The following is a 19966-nucleotide window of genomic DNA, read 5'->3' as shown; positions in this document are numbered from 1 at the left end:
ACAGATTGAGATTTTCTGCAGGACGGTTTTGGTTTGTCTCGATCTGTAACACGAAGGGTCGGTTTTGGCGGTCAGCTGTTACAGATCGAGATTTTCCATAGGACCATTTCTTCCTGTCTCGATCTGTAACACCTAGGCCCAATTTCCATCCCTTGTTGTTACAGATCGAGACATTTCGGCAGCCCCTCTTTCACCATCCCATTCAAATACAACAATTTTGTTAGTCTTGGTTAACTTTTTAGCCTAAAACGGGTATCCTTTGCGGCGTCAAGCAAACGGCACGCGCGTCGTGCCACATTAAGGAGGCCCCTATGGCACACCAGACAGACCAACAGACGATGCAACTCGTCCTTATCCGGCACGGAGAATCCGAGTGGAACAAACTCAACCTGTTCACCGGCTGGACCGATGTTGAGCTCACCGACACGGGCCGTGAAGAAGCCGCCGCAGGCGGCCGCGCCCTCAAAGAAGCCGGTTTCGACTTTGACGTCTGCTACACCTCGCGTCTCAAGCGCGCAATTCACACCCTCAACATCGTGCTCGGCCAGATGGATCGCGAGTGGCTGCCCGTCATCAAATCCTGGAAGCTCAACGAGCGCCACTACGGCGCGCTGCAGGGTCTCAACAAGGCCGATGCCGCGGCGGAGCACGGCGACGAGCAGGTGCTCATCTGGCGCCGCTCCTTCGACGTGTGCCCGCCGGCGCTCGAGCCGGGCGACAGTCGCGACCCCCACACCCAGGAGCAATACCGCGACGTCGCGCCCGATCAGCTGCCCTATACCGAGTGCCTCAAAGATACGATTGCCCGCGCCTGGCCTTATTTCGAAGACGAGATTCGCCCCCAGATGCTCGCCGGCAAGCGCGTACTCATCGCCGCACACGGCAACTCCCTGCGCTCGCTCGTCATGAAGTTCGAGCACCTCACGCCCGAGGAAATCCTCAAGGTCAACATCCCCACCGGCGTGCCGCTCGTCTACACCTTCGATGCCGATTTCAATGTTCTCGACAAGCGCTACATCGGCGACCCGGCAACCATCGCCGCCAAGATCGACGCCGTGGCCAACCAGGGCAAGGCGCGCAAGTAACCCCAACCCAAACCGAGCGCGCGGCGCCGCATGACCCAAGCGCGGCGCCGCGCTGCCCCTATGCAGGAACCGACCATGATCAACCATCTCAAACAACACTTTGGCTCCCGGCGCACCGGTGGTCACGGAGGCCTAGACATTGCACGGCATATCGGCCCCGGGCTGCTCGTGACCGTCGGCTTTATCGACCCGGGCAACTGGGCCTCCAATATGGCCGCCGGCTCGCAGTTTGGCTACGCGCTGCTGTGGATCGTCACGCTGTCCACGATCATGCTCATCGTGCTGCAGCACAACGCGGCGCACCTGGGTATCGCCACGGGCGCCTGTCTCGCCGAGGCCACGACCCGCTTTCTCCCCCGCATCGTGGGACGCGCGGTGCTCGGCAGCGCCTATCTCGCTACGATCGCCACCGCCATGGCAGAGGTCCTGGGCGGTGCGATTGCGCTCCAGATGCTCTTTGGGCTGCCCGTGCGTGCGGGCTGCGTCATCGTGGCGGCAGTATCGATGGCGATGCTCATGACGAACTCCTACAAGCGCGCCGAACGCTGGATCATCGCCTTCGTCGGCGTGGTAGGACTCTCGTTTTTGGCCGAGCTTGCACTAGTCAAGGTCGACTGGCCGCAAGCCGCCGCAAGCTGGATCACGCCCAGTATGCCCACTGGCTCTGCCGCGATTATCGTGAGTGTCCTGGGTGCGGTCGTTATGCCACACAACCTTTTTCTGCACTCCGAGGTCATCCAATCCATGCACTTCGAAGGCCAAGGCGAGCAAGTTATCGAAGAACGTCTGCGCTACGAGCTCTTTGACACGCTCTTCTCGATGGGCGTGGGCTGGGCAATCAACTCGGCCATGGTCATCCTGGCCGCGACAACCTTCTTTGCGCACGGTATTGTCGTAGACGACCTCGCTGTCGCAGCGGCCACGCTCTCCCCCATCTTGGGCCCGGCGAGCTCGACCATCTTTGCCGTGGCGCTGCTGTTTGCGGGCCTCTCGAGTAGTGTGACGGCGGGCATGGCGGCGGGCACCATCACCGCGGGCATGTTCGACGAGGAATACGACATCCACGACCGACATTCCTCGATCGGGGTGGCGGCCTGTTTCGCCGGCGCAGTGGCGGCGTGCTTGGTCGTCCCGAATCCTTTTGAGGGTCTCATTTGGAGTCAGGCGCTGCTGTCGCTTCAGCTGCCAATTACGGTCTTTGTGCTCATACGACTCACCAGTTCGCCCCGCGTCATGGGCAAATACGCCAACTCGCGCCCGCTCAACGCGTTGCTCGTAGGGATCGGTGCCATCGTGACGGCTCTCGACATCGTGCTGCTAACGGGGATGTAACGGGACGGGGAGCCCGCCCAGACAAACGTCTCGATCTGTAACACGTGAGACCGTTTTAAACCGTCAGATAAATCAAAAGGGTCCCGGCCGAGAATTCGACCGGGGCCCTTGGACAGAGCTATATTCGGCTTTCGCCGTGTGCCTGCGAGCTACTCCTCGACGAGCTCAAACTGATCGGGACCGACGCCGCACACCGGGCACACGTAGTCCTCGGGCAGCTCGGGCGTGTCGACCTCAACCTCGTAACCGCAAACGACGCACACAAACTTATACGTCTTCTTCTCCTCAGCCATGATGTTCTCCTCTCGAACGCGACTGGTGATGTACTTCACTTATTAGTATATGTTCTCAATAATATAATGCAAGTATTTTTAGAACATTTCTAGCCTTGATACGATGAAGCCTTGGGCGGCGTCTTGCCCTTCAGCACCTTGTGGTAGTAGTCATAGGTCAACGGAGTCTCGCCACTCAGACGCTCGGCATCCTCAACCTCGCCAATAAAGAGCAGATGCGTGCCCACGTCCACGGTGTCAATCAGACGGCAACTAAACAGCGCTGCCGCGTGCTCGGGCACATAGGGCATGCCCAGCGTGGTCTCGCGCGTCTCGTACTTGGCAAACTTGTCATAGTCACTGCTGGTGCGGAACCCAAAGTTGCCAATGTAGAGCATATCGGCCGTCTGGTCGATCACGGTCAGCGCGAAGGCCTTGGCAGACGAGATAACACCAGACGTGACATTGTCCTTATTCACGGCAACCGAGATGCGCGGCGGCGTAGACGTCACCTGCACCGCCGTGTTGATGACGCAGCCGGCGCGCAGCCCATCGGCCGCGGCGCTCACCACATACAGACCGCTCGGCATGGTAAAGAACGCAGTTTTATCCACAACGATCACTCCCCTAACTCGGGATTGAACCTCATGGATGTATGTACCCACAAAAAAGGCGGCGCCTATAACGGACGCCGCCTTTAAGACATATGTGTAAAAACAGTAAGCAAGATGAGACGCCCGCAGTTGCGGTGAAATAGGGACTGAATAGCCCCTCAAACAGGCAAAACAGTCCGTATTCCACCGCAACTTATGAAGGGTGGTCAGCGATTGCGCTCTTTGAGGGCGCGGTCGATCTCGCGTTGGACATCACGCTTGGCCATGTCCTCGCGCTTGTCGTAGAGCTTCTTGCCGCGACCCAGACCCAGCAGTAGCTTTACGCGGCCGTCGATATTAAAGTAGAGCTCCAACGGAACCAGCGCATAACCACGGTTGCGAAGTTTGCCGTCAAGAAAGTCGATCTCCTTGCGGTGCAGCAGCAGACGACGCCGACGGTCGGGATCGCGATTCCACACGCCACCATGGCTATAAGGGTGGATATGCAGGCCGACGAGCCAGCACTCGCCGCCACGAATCAGCGCAAAAGTGTCAGTGATCTGACAGGCGCGCTCGCGAATCGACTTGACCTCGGTGCCGCTCAGCTCAATACCGCACTCAAACGTCTCATCGATAAAGTACTCGTGATGTGCCGAGCGATTCTTGGAAATGAGTTTGCGCTCGCGCTTACTGGGCATCGCCGGCCTCCTTGGCGCCATCGGTTCCCTTGTCGGCACCTGCGCGCTTTGCCTTGCGCTCGGCATTGAGCTCGGCATCGCTCTCGCGCACCAGTTTGATAATCGCCGCGCAGGCCTCCTCGCCCACCAAGTCGCGAGCACGCACCGTCAGGCGCGTCGCCTCCTGCTTGTCGCCGTCGCTTGCAGCATCGGTCGCACACATGATCAGGCAGATGGCGATCTCGGCCGAAGGTGAGGTCGGCACGCCCTGCAGGGCGAGCTCACCCATCACGTGGTCGTCGCTCTCATCGGCGGCATCCGGATAGGTGGTATGGATCTTGTTGAGCAGGCGCGTCGTATGCGCATCGTTGGGCGCCAGGCGCAGCGCCAGACGCGCGCAGCCCACGGCAGCCGAAACGTTCTCGGTCTCGGGCTCCAAGAAGTACTGACCTAGATTGGCGTAAGCGCGGGCGGCGCACTTGCCATCGCTTGCACGCTCCAGCACCGAGAACGAGAGCGATGCCCATTCCTGCTTGTCCTCGAGAGCGCGGAACAGCTCGGCCAGATCCAGGCGGTAGTTGCAGTTCATGGGGTCCCAGCGCACGGCCTGCATCAAGGCGTTGCGAGCACTCACATAATCCTGCTGGCGAATGTAGGCAAACGCCATGTCAGAGTACAGGCGGTCAAACGGCACCTCGACCTGCACGAGCTCGCGCGGATCCTTCTCCACGCGGCGATAGGCCAAGCGCTCAAACTTGCTATCGAAGCTAAAGTATTGACGCTTCTCCTCCGTCTTGCACTCAGCGTCGATATACTCCTCGGCGAGCTCCACCAGACGCTCCAGCAGCGGCGTCGCCGTAGCCAGGTCGCCCTGCGCCAGATAGTTCTCGGCATACGTGATGTCTTGCAAGCTGATGGGCAGATCCATGACAACTCCTCGATCCGGGCGGCAGACTCAACGCGCGCCTTAAGCATCGGTCAATACACAAAACCCGGGTCTCTTACGAGGCCCGGGCATTCAATTTTGGTAGCCCGTACCAGATTCGAACTGGTGATCTCCGCCTTGAGAGGGCGGCGTCCTAAACCGCTAGACGAACGGGCCATATGTAGCAAATGCAATGGCTGGGATGGAGGGAGTCGAACCCCCATTGACGGAACCAGAATCCGCTGTCCTGCCATTAGACGACATCCCAATGACTGCATCGCTGCGCTCGGCTGTGCCTTTGCGCAAGAAAGAAATATACGGGAAGTCTCGCCGTGACGCAAGCCCCAATTTTGACTTTTTTGAAATTCAGTCAAATTGGCCTAATTTAGTCCAACCCGTGAAGGACCTGTGAAGCCGACCGCTGTACACGAAGGGCAAAACACCGCGAGCGGTAGCCGTCAACCGTTGGCAGATTCTACCGCGAAAACGATAGCACCAGGCAACACAATCGAAGTATCAATGATCGCGTAGATATCGAGGTACCATGGACGAAGAGCTTGATTACCTATGGGAGACCCTGGGCCTCGAGATCACTGCCGACCTTTGGCCCGAACGGGACAAAATCCATCCCACACTGCGCCCCGCCATTACTGTGGTGCAGGCAAAATACCGCCGTGCATCCTTTTTGATCATGCGGATGTCATGGCACGCGGGACTCCCCGACCTTAAGCGAATCCAGGCAAGCCTCGTCGAGTTGTCCGGTATGCCGACCGTCATATCCGAGGCGCACCTGGAGCAGCGCCAGCGCGAGCGACTGCAACAGCAGCGGATTCCCTTTATCTGCCCCGGCGTTCAGGCATATCTGCCCTTTATGGACGAGGAGTACTGGAGCGGCAAGCCCAACAAACACGTAAAGGTCTACGATCCGCACGAATGGGCACAGCTTGAGGATTAGCGCATATGCCCGCCAACCGGAAAGCTCATCCCGGAATTTACGTCCAGAACGGGACGCGCTTTCCCCTAGAGGCCCCAAACGGAAACCGTATCCCAGATTTCGCGCTCAAACTGGGATACGGTTTCCGCTAGCCCCTTCAACCGGAAACTGCGTCCCGGAATCCGAGCTTAAAACGGGTCGCACTTTCCGCAGCCGCTACAGCAACGCCTCGGCCCAAGCCGCTTCCCTAAAGCCGGGAATCGCAAAGTCGTCGCCCACCAGCAGCGGACGCTTGACCAGCATGCCGTCGGTCGCCAGCAGCTCGTAGCACTCCTGATCCGTCATGCCCGCATCCAGACGCGCCTTCAGGCCCAGCTCTCGATATTTCATGCCCGACGAATTAAAGAAGCGCCGCACCGGCAGCCCCGAACGAGCAATCCAGGTCGCAAGCTCATCAGCCGTGGGATTGTCCAAAACGATATCGCGATCGATATACTCTACCCCATGTTCGTCCAGCCATGCCTTGGCCTTCTTACAGGTCGAGCACTTGGGATATTCAACAAACAATACCGCCATGGGATTTCCTTTCTTAGAGAAAACAGGTGTCTGGAAAACTGCACATCGACGACCACTCGCGATTGCAGCCGTTATTGTAGTCAATGTCGAAGCATAGGCAGTCGCGATGTCTCGTCTTAAGGCTAGCGCCTCGCATGGGCGCCGATCGGCCGAGTCGCATGGCGCACCAACGCCGCTGCCAGCAATACCAACAGCATGGCGGTGACATAGCCCGCAGCATCGAATCCTAAATCGATAACGTCGAAATGCCTGCCGGGAACAAAGATCTTATGTACCTGATCGCCAACGGAGCAGGCGGCGCAAAAGAGCAATACGGGCACGCAACGGGAGCATACGCTCCACGGACGCCTGGAAAAGCAGACCACGACCACCGAGGCGAACAATCCGACGAAGAAAAACTCTACGGTATGGGCAACGCGACGGACGTTTGTGCCCACCCACATGCGAATGGAAGCAAGTCGGCCAGACCGGACATTCGAGGCAGCCGAATCGGTGCCCCCGGTCATTCCGTTCTCCGTCTGGGCTTCACCCGTGGCATCGGCGGCCTGAACGCCCGTAGCCTGACCCTCCACCACACGCGCGGTGGACTCGCTCAGCAACGACGTCTCCACCGCATTTTGCTCCGTCAGCACCCAGATGCCCGCCAGCGTTGCAGCGAACAGAACGATCGCGGTCCATCCGATTATTTGTTTTACGCGCGCCAAGGGCCAACCTCCTTTTTTGAATATCAGCGAGTGTAGCCCCAAATGGCATCGTCACCGTATCAAAATTTGAATCGCAACAGGAAGCGACAAAGCGACGCAAACCCCTACCCCGCCTCGCGCATCCAGCGATCGAACGTCCCCACGCACACGCCCAGGCATTTTGCTGCCTGGCTGCGGGTAATATCGCCTGCCTCATAGCTATCGCGCACCAGCTCAAACTGAGGAGGGCACGGCTTGCGAGGTCAACCGAAACGGACCCCTCGCGCTCGCGCCGCTGCAATCCCCTCCGCCTGGCGCCGATGGATATTCTCGCGCTCCACCTGCGCCACGTAGCTCAGCAGTTGCAGCACAATATCGGCAATCAGGGTGTTGGTCACATCCGGCGCGCCGCTGGCCCTGACGCGCGTGTCAAGCAATGGCATGTCCAACACCACAATGGCAACCCCGAGCTCCTTGGTAATGCGTCGCCATTCCTCAAGAATCTCGGAGTAATTACGGCCAAGTCGGTCGATAGAAAGCACCACCAGTACGTCCCCGTCTCCCAGGACGTGCAGCAGCTCGCGATAACGCGGTCGATCGAAGTCCTTGCCGCTCGCATGGTCGGCATAAATATTCGCCGAGCCCACGCCATAGGCGCCCAGCGCATCCAGCTGCCGATTAAGGTTCTGATCGCGCGAACTCACCCGCGCATAACCGTACACCGTCGCCATCTCATCCCCGCTTTCTTGTAAACCTGCCAAAAAGGGACAGGTTTATTTTGGTAGGTTTTACCTCTCAAATAGCAGGTAAGCGGGCGGCCGAGCAGACGGCAAGGTAGCCACGATTCAAATGCGGAGGGCGGTCCCGAAAGGCCGCCCTCCGCTCCCCCACCATCAGTCGGGATTTGGCTAATGGATAAGCTTGAAGTCCAAGTGCCCACGCGTGGTATTGACGCGCGAGACCTCGATGATCACGCGCTGCCCCAGCTCGTAACGGGTGCCCGTGTCGGCACCCGTGAGCGTTAGCGCGTCCTCGTCGAACTCGAACCACTCGTTGCCCAGGCTCTTGATCGAAACCAAGCCTTCGACCTGCGTCAGGTCCAAGCGCACAAAGAGGCCCATGCTGCTAACCCACGAGACGGTTCCGGCATAGCGCTCGCCTAGACGGTCCTCATAGTACTGGGCAATCTTGATCTTTTGCGTCGCATGGCTGGCGGCATCTGCCGCGCGCTCGGCATCGCTGCATGCGCGGCAGATCTGCGGCAGAATGCGCGGCAGCGACTCGCGCCCCTTGCCGATCAGCCGCGGCGTACGGACCAAGGCGTCCTTGCCGCCGAGCTGCTCATAGGCCAACTGCAGCTTGAGTACGCGGTGCACCACCAGATCGGGGTAGCGACGGATGGGACTCGTAAAGTGGCAGTAGCACGGCGCGGCGAGCGCAAAGTGGCCCTCGTTGCGCGGCTTGTACAGCGCGCGCTGCATGCTGCGCAGAAGCAGCGTGTTGACGAGCGGTGCGTTGGCCGTACCGGCGGCAGCATCAACTGCAGCCTGCAGTTCATCGGGACTCCCCAGGGCAATACCGGCAGCACGGCGATCGTCGATGATGCCTAGCTGCGCCAGCGCAACGGCGGCACCGTGCAGGCTGTCGGGGCTCGGATCCTCATGCACGCGATAGCAGGCCTCGATATCACGGTCCGCCAGCCACTCTGCAACGCACTCGTTGGCGAGCAGCATGGCTTCCTCGATAAGCGACGTGGCACACGAACGCTCACGCGCCACAATCTGCACGGGCACTCCGTCCTCATCCAATAGAGCGCGAATCTCGGCCGTGTCAAAATCGACTGAGCCGCGGGCGCGACGAATACGACGGCGAAGTTCGGCGAGTTCGTTAGCGGCGACAAGGAAATCGCCGAGGTCGACGTTGTAGCCGCGGGCGGCCTCCTCGCACGCGAGACCGCGCTCAAGCGCTTCCTCGCGCAAGGCCTCAGCAGCCTCAACATCCTCAGCCGCGCCCTCCAGCACCGAATACTCAACCGCACCGGCACGCACCAGCAGCGCCTCGGCGCCGTCATAGTCCATACGCACACGCGAGCGAATCACGCTGGGATACGGATCGTAATGCCGCACGCGACCCTGCTCATCGAGCTCGATATCGACGGTAAACGCAAGACGGTCCTCGTCAGGGCGAAGCGAGCACAGGTCACAGGACAGGCGTTCGGGCAGCATGGGAAGCACGCGATCGGCCAGATACACCGATGTCGTGCGATGGCGAGCCTCAAGATCGATATGCCCGTCCCAAGCCACATAGTGTGAAACGTCGGCGATATGCACACCCAGCTTATAGCCGCCCTCGGGCGTGCGCTCCAGCGAAATGGCATCGTCAAAGTCGCGCGCGTCGACCGGGTCGATCGTGATGACAAAGCGGTCGCGCAGATCGCGGCGGAGCGGGTCCTTAAGCGCCGCGGACACATCGAGCGAAAGCCCCTCGGCCTCGTCTAGCGCAGCCTCGGGATAGCTATCGGTATAGCCGTAACGCGCCATCACATATTGAACGCCCAAATCGGGCGCGTCATCTCCGCCAATGCGGCGTTCGATCGTCACAGTGCCCGATTCCAGGCGCGTCGGGTAGGTCAAAATGCGCGCGACAACAGCATCACCCGGGTGGACACCCAGACGAACCGCCGAGGTGTCCTCGGGCAAAATGAAGAAGTCGGCCTTCAGGCGCGAATCGAGCGGCTCAATCACACCGAGCGGACCGGCGGTCTGGTACGTGCCCACCACGCTTATAGCTGCGCGCTCAACCACGCCCTCGATCACGGCGCGACGCTCGCCATGCGGGCTGTTCTTAATGCTCACGGCAACGGTATCGCCGTCCATGATCTCGCGCTTGCCGCGGCCCATGACCTTGTAGTCGCCATTCTCGGTTATGACATAGGCACTGTGCTCATGGAGCTGCACGCGCCCGGTCAGGCTCGGACGGCGTTCGCTGCGCACCGGCCCGCGCTTATTGCGAGCCCCACGCTTATGCTTGTTATTGCGCCCCATGGCGCCTCCTTGCTATCGATTGCCGTTTACATCCCAAGAGTCTACCCAAATGATCCCTAGGGGACAAAAAACGGGCCGCCCCATAAGAGACGACCCGTTGGAAGGGATGAATTCCAGGCATGCCTACACGCGCAGGTAGCGACGCATGGCGATGGCAGAACCAAAGAGGCCGATAATCACGCCGACCAGAATCAGCGCAGCATAGGTCACCAGGTAGTACTGCATCGGCAGGGCAAACGACATCCAGCCGATGCTCTCCTGCAAACGCGGAATCATCAGATTGCGCAGCAGCTCCAGAACGCCGATGGAAAGCAGCGAGCCCAAAATGGCCTGCAGTACGCCCTCGGTGATAAACGGGCCACGAATGAAGCCGTTGCTGGCGCCGACCAGACGCATAATCGCAATCTCACGACGACGCGCCGTAATGGACAGGCGAATCGTGTTGTTGATGAAGATGAATGCGATAAAGGTCAGAAGGCCAACGAGCACCACGGCGGCGATGCGGATGTAGTTGGTCACCTGGAACAGGCGGCTCACTTCCTCCTGGCCGTACAGCACGCTCGCGTTGACGTCGCCGTCATCCGCGATCTTCTGGAAATCGGCATCCTTCTTGAGCTTCTTGGCCGTGCTCTCGACCTGAGACGGATCGTCCATCTCAATCGCAAACGAGGCGGGCAGCGGGTTCTGGCCGTCGAGCGCGCTCATGGTGGCGTCGGCGTTACCCGACATCTTGCTCGTGTACTCGGCCAGCGCGTCGTCCTTATCCTTATAGGTCACGGACTTGACGTTGCTCCACGTCTTGAGCTCGGCCTCAAAGGCCTGGATGTCTGCCTGATCGGCGTCATCGCTAATAAAGGCATTAATGACAACCTGATCCTCGACGGTACCGATCACGGAGTTCAGCATCGCGGAACCCATAATGAACAGGCCGATGATAAACAGCGAAAGGAAGATCGTGATGACGGCGCCGAGCGAGGTAGTCCAGTTACGGAAGAAGTGGCTGATTGCCTCTTTGAAGGAGTAGCCCACGTTAGTTGGTGCCATAGTTGCCGTAACCTCCCCTCTCCTGGTCGCGAATAACGTGGCCGCCCTCGAGGGCGATCACGCGACGGTGCATGCTATCGACCATCTCGCGGTCGTGCGTGGCGACGATCACGGTGGTGCCGGTGCGGTTAATACGCTCGAGCAGCTTCATGATGCCCAGCGAGATCGCCGGGTCGAGGTTGCCCGTGGGCTCGTCGCAGATCAGCAGCGGCGGACGGTTGACCATAGCACGGGCGACGGCAACGCGCTGCTGCTCGCCACCGGAAAGCTGGTCGGGCAGCGAGTCCATCTGATCGGCCAGACCGACCAGACGCAGCACCTCGGGCACCTGGCTGCGAATGACGCCCTTGGGCTTGCCGATGCACTGCAGGGCAAACGCCACGTTTTCGTAGGCGGTCTTTTGCGGCAGAAGCTTAAAGTCCTGGAACACGGCGCCAATCTGGCGGCGCAGGAACGGAACCTTACGGTTCTTGATCTTCATGAGGTCCTGACCGGCAACCAGGATGCGGCCGCTCGTCGGCTTGACGTCGCGGTTGAGCGTCGACAGCAGCGTGGTCTTACCCGAGCCGGAGTGACCGACCAGGAAGACGAACTCGCCCGGATAGATCTCGATGTTGATGTCGTCGAGTGCAGGCTTGTTGGGCTGTGCCGGATAGATCTTGGTGACATGCTCCATAAGGATAACGGGCTCGACACCGGCCTGCTTGGCCATCTTCTTGCGGCTGGCCTGCGGATCGATGGGCGCAAACACCGACGTAAAATCGGGGTTGTTGAGCGCGTTATCGAGGCTTGCGACCTCGGCCGCCTGATCGCTCTCGACCACCGGGGCAGCAGGCTGCGTGGGGTCGGGAATAGCCGCAAAGAGACCGGACTGCGCAGGCTGAGGAGCCGGCGTCGCAGGGGCCAAGGGGTCGGGAATGCCGGCCATGGTAGGCTGCGGCGTGGCGGCACCAGCCTGAGGCTGCTCCACGCGAGCGGTCACGGCCTGAACGGGCTCAAAACCCGCCGTGCCGGAAAGCGCGACATCGCTGGTTGGATTGTAGGCAAAGGGATCGGATGCCGGCTGTGCCTGATCTGCCGGCTGAGCGGGGGCCTGAGCAACAGGCTGGCCCTCTGAATCCGGAGTGGCGAAACGACTGCCCTGGACGCCTGCCTGCGTCTTGGGGGCATCATCGCCCGCACCGGAGGTACGGAAGTGGTTACCCACTGGTGCTCCTTATCGTCGTGCGTTTAAACTACATGAGCGCTTTGTATTTTAGCAGCATTAGCTTTGCTGCACATAAGAAGCATGGCCGTGTTTGGGTCCCTCCGGCCGGACACAGGGTTACTTTCCAAATCGTCCTCGGACATGTCGGAGCCCCCGCTGCGCACTACGTGCGGCGGGGGCTCCTCCGTCCTGCGGAAAGATTTGGAAAGTAACCCTGTGCCCAGCCTGCGGTAACTAAGGGGTCGCTGCGTTTTTCTTGGGGTGCTGCATATACAAAGTTGGGAGGGCTGAGTTGCACTTTGCTGATATGAGCCCGCTTCCCGGAGGAAGCCCTTGCTTGGTGCGGGCCTGATTTGTTTGTTGCCGAAAAAACAGGGGCGCCCTCTTTGGGGACGCCCCTGTTCTGGCTTGTTTGCGGTTGTCGAAGCGATGCTTTGCCTCGTCTTGCCTTATGCCAAGAACTCCTTGGTGGTCGCCACGATGTTGGCGGCGTCCAGGCCGTACTTGTGCAGGAGCTCGGCACCCGGGCCGGACTCGCCGAAGGTGTCATTGATGCCGATCTTCTTAAGCGGCGTCGGGCACTGCTCGCACAGGACGTCGGCGACGGCGCTGCCCAGGCCGCCGATTACGGAGTGCTCCTCGACGGTCACGACGTGGCCGGTCTTGGTGGCGCTCTTGACGATCAGGTCGGCATCGATGGGCTTGATGGTGTGCATGTTGATGACCTCGGCGTCGATACCCTCGGCAGCGAGCTGCTCGGCGGCCTCGAGAGCCTCGCCGACCATCAGGCCGCAGGCGATGATGGTGACGTCGGCGCCCTCGCGCATGACAATGCCCTTACCCAACTCGAACTTGTAGGTCTCGGGGTCGTTGATAACCGGCGAGGCCAGACGGGCAAAGCGCATGTACACCGGACCGTCGCACTCGTAGGCGGCGCGCGTCACGGCGCGGGCCTCCACATCGTCGGCAGGAACGATAACAGTCATGCCGGGGATGACGCGCATAAGGGCGATATCCTCGCAGCACTGGTGAGTAGCGCCGTCCTCGCCCACCGAGATGCCGGCGTGCGTGGCGCCGATCTTAACGTTGAGGTGCGGGTAGCCGATGGAGTTACGGACCTGCTCAAAGGCGCGACCGGCGGCGAACATGGCAAAGGTGCTCGCAAAGGCGACGCGACCGGTGGTTGCGATACCGGCGGCAACACCCATCAGGTTGCTCTCGGCAATGCCCACATCGAAGAAGCGATCGGGGCAGGCGGCCTTAAACTTACCGGTCTGCGTGGCGGCGGCCAGGTCGGCGTCGAGGACCACAAAGTCATCGTGCTCGTTGGCGAGCTCGACGAGGGCCTCGCCGTAGCTTACGCGCGTGGCGATTTTCTTGACGTCTGCCATCCTAGAGCTCCTCTCCGGCGGCCGTGAGCTCTGCCATGGCCTGCTCAAACTGTTCATCGTTGGGGGCCTTACCGTGCCAACCCACCTGATTCTCCATAAAGGAGACGCCCTTGCCCTTCATGGTCTCGGCGATAATGGCGGTCGGCTGACCCTTGGTAGCGCGGGCCTCGGCAAAGGCGGCGCGGATCTGATCGAAGTCGTTGCCGTCGGCAAGCTCCACCACATGGAACTTGAAGGCGCGGAACTTGTCGGCGAGCGGCATGGGGTCGTTGACCTCCTCGACGGGGCCGTCGATCTGCAGGCCGTTGTGGTCGACGATCACGCAGAGGTTATCGAGCTGCTGGTTGCCGGCAAACATGGCGGCCTCCCAGACCTGGCCCTCCTCGCTCTCGCCATCGCCCAGCAGGGCGTACGTGCGGTAAGTATCGCCCCAGTGCTTGGCGGCAACGGCCATACCCACGGCGGCGGAGATACCCTGGCCGAGCGATCCGGTGGACATGTCGACGCCCGGGGTGTCGTTCATGTTGGGATGACCCTGCAGGTGGCTGCCGATATGGCGCAGCGTCTCGAGATCCTCCTTGGGGAAGAACCCACGCTCGGCGAGCACGGCGTACAGGCCCGGAGCGCAATGGCCCTTGGAGAGCACAAAACGGTCACGATCGGCCTTGCGGGGATCGGCCGGGTCGACGTTCATTTCCTCAAAGTACAGATAGGTCATGATGTCGGCAGCGCCGAGCGAACCGCCCGGATGGCCGGACTTGGCAGCGTGCACGCCGGTGACGATGCCCTTCCTTACCTCGTTGGCAACCTTTTTGAGCTCTTCGTCGCTCATTGTGCCTTCCTTTCATCCTCATTAGACAAAATGCGCACGGCACCGAAGGTAATCCCAACACAGCCGCAATGCACGTACGTCATTCATTATGCTGGAAACTGATGGCTTTACCAGAGTTTTTATCATTATTTGAACAATTGAGCAGGCAGAACCGCTGATGAAACGGTTTATCAATGTGAACGTCTTTTGGATGGAACGCGATCGACCCTACGCGCTAATGTCCTTGAATCCCTCGCCGAAGGCTTCCGTAACGTCAGCGACCGTCACGATGGCATGAGGATCGCGCTCGCGCACGATCGTCTTGAGGGTATTGAGCTCTCGACGGCTCACGATGACCATAATCACTGGCTTCTCGGCACCCGAATACATGCCAGTCGCCTTAAACTTGGTACAACCACGACCCAGGCCATACATGATATCGGCAGCGATATCAGGGAACTTGTCCGAGATGATGAGTACCATACGGCGTTTGTTGCCACCATCGACCACGGCATCGATCACGTAGCCGCTAATGACCATCGAAAGGCCTGCATACAGTGCGTTTTCGATTGAAAAGACCGGAGCCGATAGCGCGCATACGGCAACATCGATCGCCATGACGGTCGAGCCCACCGGCAGCGAGGTGTTACGCGAGATGATTTGGCCAATCGTGTCCGAGCCGCCGGTGTTGGCGCCGGCGCGCAACACCATGCCGTAACCGATGCCCGTAATAATGCCGCCCCACATGGCAGGGAGCATCAGGTCCGCATCCGCCAGAGGTGCTACAAACGGGGCGAACAGATCGGTAAAGAAGCCCAGCAGCACAAAGCCCGTCGCGGTCTGCACCACGTAGAACATGCCGCCCTCGCGCATAACGACCAACAACAGCAAGGCGTTCATCACGATCGTCTGGATACCGACGGGAAGCGATAGGCCGCGCGCCGCGCCGACCGCCTGGATAATGGTGGCAAGGCCCGTAACGCCACCGGCGGCAAGACCGTTGGGAATCAAAAACAAGTCGGTCGCGATGGCGGCCAAGGCACACCCCAACATGATCTGGGGCAGGTCGTGAAAGAAGTTCATCGAAAGAATGCGCTTGATGTCCAGACGATATGCCATGCTGCCTCCCTCAAAAAAGCGCACCCAAACGGATGCGCTTTGAACTTCTTCTTGTATTCGATTCTACCGATTCGCCGGACAAAAATCACCCCTGCGCAGGGTTTATTCTGGATACAAACCCGTCCAACCGTTGGGCTTGGCATCGGCTTGAAGCCACCCGATGTTTTAGACCTCCGAGCCTTCTGCATCGGCGTTGCCGGTAGCCCAGCGATGGTAGCCGATCACAAACGGGTCCAGGTCGCCATCGTCAAGGACGGCCTCGACATTGCTGGTCTCCACGCCCGTGCGTAAGTCCTTGACCATCTGGTACGGGTAGAGCACGTAGCTGCGAATCTGGTTGCCAAAACCAATCGTGGTCTTGGGTCCGCGGATCTCATCGAGCGCCTCGGCGCGCTTCTCGAGCTCAATCTCGTACAGGCGAGCCTTGAGGATCTGCATGCACGCGGCCTTGTTCTGAATCTGGCTGCGCTCGTTTTGGCAGGTGACCACAATGCCGCTGGGAAAATGCGTCACGCGCACGGCGGAGTCGGTGGTGTTGACGCCCTGACCGCCCGGGCCGCTCGCGTGGTACACGTCCACGCGGATGTCATCGGGACTGATCTCGATGTCGATATCATCGGGTAGCACGGGGATGACCTCGACGCCGGCAAACGTGGTCTGGCGGCGCTTCTTGTCGTCGGTGGGGCTAATGCGAACCAAGCGGTGGACGCCGGCCTCGGCGCGCAGCATGCCAAATGCGTCCTTGCCCTCGACGGTAAAGGTCGCACGGTCGATGCCGATGACCTCGGCCGCGGGACAGTCGTTGATGGTGACCTTCCAGCCGCGACGCTGGCAGTACTTCATGTACATCTTAAAGAGCATGAAGGTCCAGTCCTGGGCCTCCAGACCACCCTGTCCGGGCTTGATGGTCACAATGGCATCGCCGTGATCGAACTCACCGGTAAACCAGCTCGAAAGCTCAAGCTCATCGATGGCACGGGCCAGGCGCTCAGCCGTGGCTGCAGCCTCCTCGCGAAGGGCGGCGGCGTCGGGGTCATCCCCCATCTCCTCGGCAAGCTCCAGCGCGGCGCGGGCATCGGAAAGCTCGCCGCGCGCGGTGTCCACGGCAGCGATATCTTCCTTGGTGCGCGCGATCTCCTCCATGGTGGCACGGGCGGCGTCGGCGTCATCCCAAAAGCCAGGGGCAACACTTTTGGCCTCGAGCTCGAACACGCGGGTACGCTTCTCGTCCAGGTGGAGATACGACTCGACCTCACCGAGCCGGTCCGCAAACGCGTCCAGCTCGGCGGGCGTTACCTCTAAAGCCTCAGCCATTAACGATTCCTGCCGTGGCAGTACTTAAACTTCTTGCCGCTACCGCAGGGGCACGGGTCGTTGCGGCCCACGTTGACGTACGGATCGTCGCTCTCGGACTTGCGATAGGTGGTCACCTTGCCACCGTTGTTGACGGCAGCCGGACCACCCTGGACAGCCATGCGGGCCTGCACCTGCGCCTGCTTGCGCAGCACCGAGCCGCCGTTGTCACCATCGACCTCGGCAGGACCGGAGAAGTGCGCACCCTCGAGCGCGGGCTCCTCCTTGTGCTCCACGGCACGCGGGGCAGCCTTGATCTCGATGCGCAGAACCGTGCGCAGGTAATCCTCATACATGGTATCGACGAGTATCTGGAACGCGCCGTAGGCCTCGGTCTTGTACTCAACCAGCGGGTCGCGCTGGCCAAAGCCGCGCAGGCCGATGCCGGTCTTGAGGTAGTCCATCTCCTGCAGGTAGTTCATCCAGCGGGTATCGATGACGCGCAGCATGACCTGGGTGTTGAGCTCGCGCATCAGGTCCTCGCCCAAGCGCTCGGCCTTCATGTTGTAGCACTTCTCTACGTAAGCCAGGACATCGGCAGCCAGGGCCTCATAATCCTCGTCGGGGAACTTCGGCGTATCGATGTGGCCGGTGAGCTCCACAACCCACTTGCGCAGGCCCTCCAGGTCGCGCTCGCCATCGTGACTGTCCTTGGTGCAGAACTCCTGCACGCAGCGGTACACGGTGTCGTGCATGACCTCGGTGATGTGGTCGGTCAGGTCCTTGCCGTCCAGAATCTTATTGCGCTCGGCGTAGATGACCTGGCGCTGCTTGTTCATGACGTCGTCGTACTCAAGGACGCTCTTACGCATGGAGAAGTTGATGCTCTCGACCTTGTGCTGGGCGCTCTCGACGGCCTTGGAGATGATCTTGTGCTGGATGGGCATGTCGTCGCCCATGTCGGCCGTGACCATCATCTTGGAGACGCGGTCCATCTTGTCGCCGCCGAACAGGCGCATGAGGTCGTCCTCGAGCGACAGGTAGAACTGGGTCTCGCCCGGATCGCCCTGACGACCGGAGCGGCCGCGCAGCTGGTTGTCGATACGACGGGACTCGTGGCGCTCGGTTCCGATAACGGTCAGGCCGCCGGCGGCAAGCACGCGCTCGCGCTCGGCCTTGCAGGTCTCCTTGGCCTCGGCGTTAAACTGCTCGAGCTGCTCGGGCGTCACGTCCTCCATGGTCAGGCCCTCGTACTCCAAGCGCTCGCGCACCAGCTCGTCGGGGTTGCCGCCCAGCAGGATGTCGGTACCACGACCGGCCATGTTAGTAGCGATGGTCACGGCGCCGTAGCGTCCGGCCTGGGCAACGATATGAGCCTCGCGCTCGTGATGCTTGGCGTTGAGGACCTCGTGCGCGATGCCGCGCTTGGTAAGGGCGGCGGACAGCTTCTCGGAGCTCTCGATGGAGACGGTGCCCACCAGGACCGGTTGCCCCTTGGCGTGACGACGCTCGACGTCGTCGGCAACGGCGTTGTACTTGGCCTGAATGGTGCGGTACACCAGGTCCTCGTGGTCCACGCGCTGCACGGGCTTGTTGGAGGGGATGACCTCGACGGGCAGCTTGTAGATCTCGCGGAACTCGGCATCCTCGGTAAGTGCCGTGCCGGTCATGCCGGAGAGCTTGTCATACAGACGGAAGTAGTTCTGCAGGGTGATGGTGGCCAGGGTCTGGTTCTCCTCGCGTACGAGCACGCCCTCTTTGGCCTCAATGGCCTGGTGCAGGCCCTCGGAGTAACGGCGGCCTTCCATAATGCGGCCGGTGAACTCGTCGACGATCTTGACCTCGCCGTTGGTGACCACGTACTGCTTATCACGGTGGAACATGTACTGGGCCTTCAGCGCCTGCTGCAGGTGGTTGACCAGCTGGCCGGAGAGATCGGCATAGATGTCATCGATACCCAGGCGGCGCTCGATCTTCTTAAGACCGCGCTCGGTGGCGGCGATGGTGTGCTTGGCCTCGTCCATGACGTAGTCGCCCGTGGGTTCAACGTCCTCGGTGGCGGTGAGCATGTCGTGCGACACGTCCTCGCCGCGCTCCAGGCCGCGCACGGCGCGCGCGAAGTCCTTGTAGGTGCTGGCGGACTTAGTGCCGGCGCCCGAGATAATGAGCGGCGTCCTGGCCTCATCGATCAGGATGGAGTCGACCTCGTCGACGATGGCGTAGTTGTGACCGCGCTGCACGCGCTGCTCGGGACGGGTGACCATGTTGTCGCGCAGGTAGTCGAAACCGAACTCGGAGTTGGTGCCATAGGTGACGTCTGCCTGGTAGGCCGGGCGCTTGAGCTCGAGCGGCATGTTGTTCTGGAGCAGACCGACGGTCATGCCCAGGTACTTGTAGATGCGGCCCATCCACTCGGAGTCGCGCTTTGCCAGGTAATCGTTGACGGTAACGACATGCACGCCCTTGCCGGCGATAGCGTTGAGGTAGCCGGCCAAGGTGGAGACGAGCGTCTTGCCCTCGCCGGTCTTCATCTCGGCAATATGACCCTCATGAAGCGCCATGGCGCCGATGAGCTGTACGTCAAAGTGGCGCATGCCCGTGATGCGCTTGGAAGCCTCGCGCACGGTGGCAAAGGCCTCGGGAAGCATGTCGTCGAGCGACTCGCCGTTGGCGTAACGCTCGCGGAACTTATCGGTCTGGGCGCGGAGTTCCTCCTCGGTCATCTTCTCAAACTGGGGCTCAAGACCGTTGATCTGGTCGACGATCTTGTAGTAGCGCTTAAGGTCCTTATCGGATCCAAAGGACAGCAGCTTTGACATGAATCCCATGTGGTTTTCCTTTTTGGCCATCGCCCACGCCGTGCAGCTGCGGGCGAGTTAAACACAGATGATTGTACTTTAGCCAAACAAGGCGCGGCCTATACGGTCGACCTCGACCGCCACGTAATAACTACGACCCGACCGACCTGCCAAAAAGGGAC

At 60.5% G+C, this 19966-nt stretch carries 18 protein-coding genes and 2 tRNA genes; 3 read left to right on the top strand and 17 right to left on the bottom strand.

Going from position 1 to position 19966, the window contains the following annotated elements; translation table 11 throughout:
- The first annotated feature begins 311 nt into the window (after nt 1-311).
- Together gpmA and ACESUZ_RS04385 are read left to right on the top strand one after the other, a co-directional pair.
- Nucleotides 312-1085, top strand: a complete 774-nt coding sequence (gene gpmA, locus ACESUZ_RS04390; RefSeq protein WP_443985223.1) for a 2,3-diphosphoglycerate-dependent phosphoglycerate mutase — start codon at nt 312-314, stop codon at nt 1083-1085.
- Nucleotides 1086-1145: 60 nt separating this feature from the next.
- On the top strand, nt 1146-2417 hold the full coding sequence (locus ACESUZ_RS04385) for an Nramp family divalent metal transporter (RefSeq protein WP_373198677.1): 1272 nt from the start codon (nt 1146-1148) through the stop codon (nt 2415-2417).
- 149 nt (nt 2418-2566) lie between these two features.
- Here ACESUZ_RS04385 and ACESUZ_RS04380 read toward each other — a convergent pair whose 3' ends face one another.
- From ACESUZ_RS04380 to ACESUZ_RS04355, 6 genes are all read right to left on the bottom strand, one after another.
- A complete protein-coding gene (locus ACESUZ_RS04380) occupies nt 2567-2710 on the bottom strand; it encodes a rubredoxin-like domain-containing protein (protein WP_055251878.1) in 144 nt (47 codons plus the stop codon).
- An 89-nt stretch (nt 2711-2799) separates the two neighbouring features.
- Nucleotides 2800-3303: a flavin reductase family protein gene (locus tag ACESUZ_RS04375; RefSeq protein WP_373198675.1), complete on the bottom strand. Its 504-nt coding sequence runs from the start codon at nt 3301-3303 to the stop codon at nt 2800-2802.
- 206 nt (nt 3304-3509) lie between these two features.
- Nucleotides 3510-3980, bottom strand: a complete 471-nt coding sequence (gene smpB / locus ACESUZ_RS04370) for an SsrA-binding protein SmpB (protein ID WP_035137396.1) — start codon at nt 3978-3980, stop codon at nt 3510-3512.
- The gene (locus ACESUZ_RS04365; protein WP_271759129.1) at nt 3970-4887 is read right to left on the bottom strand and encodes a tetratricopeptide repeat protein; all 918 of its coding nucleotides are present in this window, start codon (nt 4885-4887) and stop codon (nt 3970-3972) included. Before ACESUZ_RS04365 ends, smpB begins: the two co-directional genes overlap by 11 nt.
- 97 nt (nt 4888-4984) lie before the next feature.
- Nucleotides 4985-5061, bottom strand: a tRNA-Glu gene (locus ACESUZ_RS04360).
- 17 nt (nt 5062-5078) lie between these two features.
- Nucleotides 5079-5152 (bottom strand) — tRNA-Gln (locus ACESUZ_RS04355).
- A 276-nt stretch (nt 5153-5428) separates the two neighbouring features.
- On the opposite strand from ACESUZ_RS04355, the gene ACESUZ_RS04350 reads away from it, so the two are divergent.
- Complete coding sequence (locus tag ACESUZ_RS04350; RefSeq protein ID WP_271746478.1) at nt 5429-5839, top strand: hypothetical protein; 411 nt, start codon at nt 5429-5431, stop codon at nt 5837-5839.
- Between the two features lie 195 nt (nt 5840-6034).
- On the opposite strand, the gene ACESUZ_RS04345 is transcribed toward ACESUZ_RS04350, so the two are convergent.
- The 11 genes from ACESUZ_RS04345 to secA all read right to left on the bottom strand — a co-directional run bounded on the left by ACESUZ_RS04345 (nt 6035) and on the right by secA (nt 19814).
- Nucleotides 6035-6394, bottom strand: a complete 360-nt coding sequence (locus ACESUZ_RS04345; protein WP_055285675.1) for an arsenate reductase family protein — start codon at nt 6392-6394, stop codon at nt 6035-6037.
- Between the two features lie 122 nt (nt 6395-6516).
- Complete coding sequence (locus ACESUZ_RS04340; RefSeq protein ID WP_373198673.1) at nt 6517-7098, bottom strand: VanZ family protein; 582 nt, start codon at nt 7096-7098, stop codon at nt 6517-6519.
- Nucleotides 7099-7340: 242 nt separating this feature from the next.
- Nucleotides 7341-7808, bottom strand: a complete 468-nt coding sequence (locus tag ACESUZ_RS04335) for a recombinase family protein (protein ID WP_443985222.1) — start codon at nt 7806-7808, stop codon at nt 7341-7343.
- Nucleotides 7809-7985: 177 nt separating this feature from the next.
- Nucleotides 7986-10121 carry a ribonuclease R family protein gene (locus ACESUZ_RS04330; protein ID WP_373198671.1) on the bottom strand — a complete coding sequence of 712 codons (2136 nt, stop codon included), beginning with the start codon at nt 10119-10121 and terminating at the stop codon, nt 7986-7988.
- Between the two features lie 123 nt (nt 10122-10244).
- A complete protein-coding gene (gene ftsX / locus ACESUZ_RS04325; protein WP_138340404.1) occupies nt 10245-11165 on the bottom strand; it encodes a permease-like cell division protein FtsX in 921 nt (306 codons plus the stop codon).
- On the bottom strand, nt 11152-12372 hold the full coding sequence (gene ftsE / locus ACESUZ_RS04320) for a cell division ATP-binding protein FtsE (RefSeq protein ID WP_022094244.1): 1221 nt from the start codon (nt 12370-12372) through the stop codon (nt 11152-11154). Before ftsE ends, ftsX begins: the two co-directional genes overlap by 14 nt.
- A gap of 449 nt (nt 12373-12821) precedes the next feature.
- Nucleotides 12822-13763: a transketolase family protein gene (locus ACESUZ_RS04315; RefSeq protein WP_373198670.1), complete on the bottom strand. Its 942-nt coding sequence runs from the start codon at nt 13761-13763 to the stop codon at nt 12822-12824.
- Nucleotide 13764: 1 nt separating this feature from the next.
- Nucleotides 13765-14595: a transketolase gene (locus ACESUZ_RS04310; RefSeq protein ID WP_006235308.1), complete on the bottom strand. Its 831-nt coding sequence runs from the start codon at nt 14593-14595 to the stop codon at nt 13765-13767.
- A 207-nt stretch (nt 14596-14802) separates the two neighbouring features.
- Nucleotides 14803-15693, bottom strand: coding sequence for a YitT family protein (locus tag ACESUZ_RS04305; protein WP_195247200.1), 891 nt, complete (start codon nt 15691-15693; stop codon nt 14803-14805).
- Between the two features lie 165 nt (nt 15694-15858).
- Nucleotides 15859-17007, bottom strand: a complete 1149-nt coding sequence (gene prfB / locus ACESUZ_RS04300; RefSeq protein WP_195521201.1) for a peptide chain release factor 2 — start codon at nt 17005-17007, stop codon at nt 15859-15861.
- Nucleotides 17007-19814: a preprotein translocase subunit SecA gene (gene secA, locus ACESUZ_RS04295; protein WP_373198668.1), complete on the bottom strand. Its 2808-nt coding sequence runs from the start codon at nt 19812-19814 to the stop codon at nt 17007-17009. Before secA ends, prfB begins: the two co-directional genes overlap by 1 nt.
- Nucleotides 19815-19966 lie beyond the last annotated feature (152 nt).

This window comes from Collinsella aerofaciens ATCC 25986, from assembly GCF_964239575.1.
Lineage (GTDB): Bacteria > Actinomycetota > Coriobacteriia > Coriobacteriales > Coriobacteriaceae > Collinsella > Collinsella aerofaciens_BQ.
The sequence above is the reverse complement of the archived record's forward strand: the minus strand, read 5'-3'. Positions and strand labels throughout refer to the sequence as shown.

Coding starts and splice junctions, on each gene's coding strand:
- gpmA (WP_443985223.1), top strand. CDS start 312: ATGGCACACCAGACAGACCAACAGACGATGCAACTCGTCCTTATCCGG.
- ACESUZ_RS04385 (WP_373198677.1), top strand. CDS start 1,146: ATGCAGGAACCGACCATGATCAACCATCTCAAACAACACTTTGGCTCC.
- ACESUZ_RS04380 (WP_055251878.1), bottom strand. CDS start 2,710: ATGGCTGAGGAGAAGAAGACGTATAAGTTTGTGTGCGTCGTTTGCGGT.
- smpB (WP_035137396.1), bottom strand. CDS start 3,980: ATGCCCAGTAAGCGCGAGCGCAAACTCATTTCCAAGAATCGCTCGGCA.
- ACESUZ_RS04365 (WP_271759129.1), bottom strand. CDS start 4,887: ATGGATCTGCCCATCAGCTTGCAAGACATCACGTATGCCGAGAACTAT.
- ACESUZ_RS04350 (WP_271746478.1), top strand. CDS start 5,429: ATGGACGAAGAGCTTGATTACCTATGGGAGACCCTGGGCCTCGAGATC.
- ACESUZ_RS04345 (WP_055285675.1), bottom strand. CDS start 6,394: ATGGCGGTATTGTTTGTTGAATATCCCAAGTGCTCGACCTGTAAGAAG.
- ACESUZ_RS04335 (WP_443985222.1), bottom strand. CDS start 7,808: ATGGCGACGGTGTACGGTTATGCGCGGGTGAGTTCGCGCGATCAGAAC.
- ACESUZ_RS04330 (WP_373198671.1), bottom strand. CDS start 10,121: ATGGGGCGCAATAACAAGCATAAGCGTGGGGCTCGCAATAAGCGCGGG.
- ftsX (WP_138340404.1), bottom strand. CDS start 11,165: ATGGCACCAACTAACGTGGGCTACTCCTTCAAAGAGGCAATCAGCCAC.
- ACESUZ_RS04315 (WP_373198670.1), bottom strand. CDS start 13,763: ATGGCAGACGTCAAGAAAATCGCCACGCGCGTAAGCTACGGCGAGGCC.
- ACESUZ_RS04310 (WP_006235308.1), bottom strand. CDS start 14,595: ATGAGCGACGAAGAGCTCAAAAAGGTTGCCAACGAGGTAAGGAAGGGC.
- ACESUZ_RS04305 (WP_195247200.1), bottom strand. CDS start 15,693: ATGGCATATCGTCTGGACATCAAGCGCATTCTTTCGATGAACTTCTTT.
- prfB (WP_195521201.1), bottom strand. CDS start 17,007: ATGGCTGAGGCTTTAGAGGTAACGCCCGCCGAGCTGGACGCGTTTGCG.
- secA (WP_373198668.1), bottom strand. CDS start 19,814: ATGGGATTCATGTCAAAGCTGCTGTCCTTTGGATCCGATAAGGACCTT.